2 protein-coding genes are annotated in these 1317 nt (G+C 77.4%); both read right to left on the bottom strand.

Annotated elements, in window-relative coordinates; genetic code table 11:
• Positions 1-171: 171 nt before the first annotated feature.
• Positions 172-657: a copper chaperone PCu(A)C gene (locus E2C06_RS36485; protein ID WP_133293389.1), complete on the bottom strand. Its 486-nt coding sequence runs from the start codon at positions 655-657 to the stop codon at positions 172-174.
• Between the two features lie 11 nt (positions 658-668).
• On the bottom strand, positions 669-1181 hold the full coding sequence (locus E2C06_RS36480; RefSeq protein ID WP_133293388.1) for a YcnI family protein: 513 nt from the start codon (positions 1179-1181) through the stop codon (positions 669-671).
• Positions 1182-1317: the final 136 nt, after the last annotated feature.

Here is a 1317-nt window from a genome sequence, read left to right as displayed (position 1 = left end):
CGATCTCGCCGATGCCGGGCAGCCGCGGGCGCTCGGCCGCCGGCTGCGCCGCGGCCAGCCCCGGCAGCAGCGCGGCGAGCAGGCCGAGCGCGAGGGCCGGCCCCAGAGCGGATCGCCGGAAGGCGGAACCACCCGGAGGCCGGGGGCCGGCCCACCGCCGCGCGCCGCGCCTCAGTGGCCGTGCGCCATCGGCCCGCGCGCCCCGGCGGGCTGCACCGCGAGCATGACCTGCACCTCCCCGGCCCGCTCGAACCGCAGGGTCAGCGGCACCGACTGGCCCTGGATCAGCGGTTCCTTCAGCCCAATCAGCATCAGGTGGAAGCCGCCGGGCTGCAGGGTGACGGTGCCGCCGGGCGGCAGGTCGACCGCCGCGACCGGGCGCATCCGCAGGATGTCGCCCTCGCGGAGATGGGTGTGGATCTCGGTCACCCGGGCGATGGGGCTGCTGGCGCCGATGAGCCGGTCGGCCGCACCGCCGTGGTTGGCGATGGCGAGGAAGCCGGCGCCGGTGCCGTTCTGCCCGGCGGCGCGGGTCCAGGGCATGGTGACGGCGATATCGCCCTGCTGCTGCGCCCGGGCGGGCCGCGCCGGCAGGAACGGGGCGAGCAGGACGGGTGCGAGCAGGACGGGGGTGCGGAGGAGCAGGCGGCGGTGCATGGCCGGGCGCCTCACCGCGGGGCCAGGCGCAGGGCGGGCGCCGGGCGGGCAAGGTCGTGCGCCTGCTGCCCCGCGGCCGGCTTCTCGGCCCAGTTGTCGGATTTGCCGCCCTCGCAGCCCTGCAGCACCGGCAGCCAGATCGTGCCGCCCGGCTCGTTCGGCGCCTGCAGCATGACGACGAATTCCTCGTACTGCGCATCCGGCAGCGGGCCGCCTTCCCAGGTGATGCGGCCGACCTCCTCCTCCATCTCCATCCCATGCGGGCTGCGCACGGCCTGGGCCAGGCGGCGGCGCTCGATGGTCAGACGCCAGCCGGGCTTCGGCATGGGCTTGGCCGAGTAGATCCCCTCCGGCAGGTCGAGGGTGATGCGGGTGGTGGCGGCGCCGGCGCAGCCATGCGGCACGCGGAAGGCGGCGCGGACATAGCTGCCGGCCGGGGCGGAGGTCGGGTCCAGGGTGACATGGGCGGCGGCCGGCAGGGCGCAGAGGGCGCCCGCGGCCAGGATTGCGATCGGGATACGCATCGGGGTCTCCTGAGGGTTCGAGGGTGGAACGCTCAGGCGGCGGGCGGGGCGCGGGCCTGCTCGGGCGGCAGGGCCAGGGGGGCGGCCTGCCCGGCGGCGGCGGCCGCCCAGGCCGGGCCGAGCGGCAGCGGGCGGC

It is taken from the genome of Dankookia rubra, from assembly GCF_004355005.1.
Lineage (GTDB): Bacteria > Pseudomonadota > Alphaproteobacteria > Acetobacterales > Acetobacteraceae > Paracraurococcus > Paracraurococcus ruber_A.
Note: the sequence above shows the minus strand (reverse complement) of the source record. Positions and strands in the feature narration are given on the sequence as shown.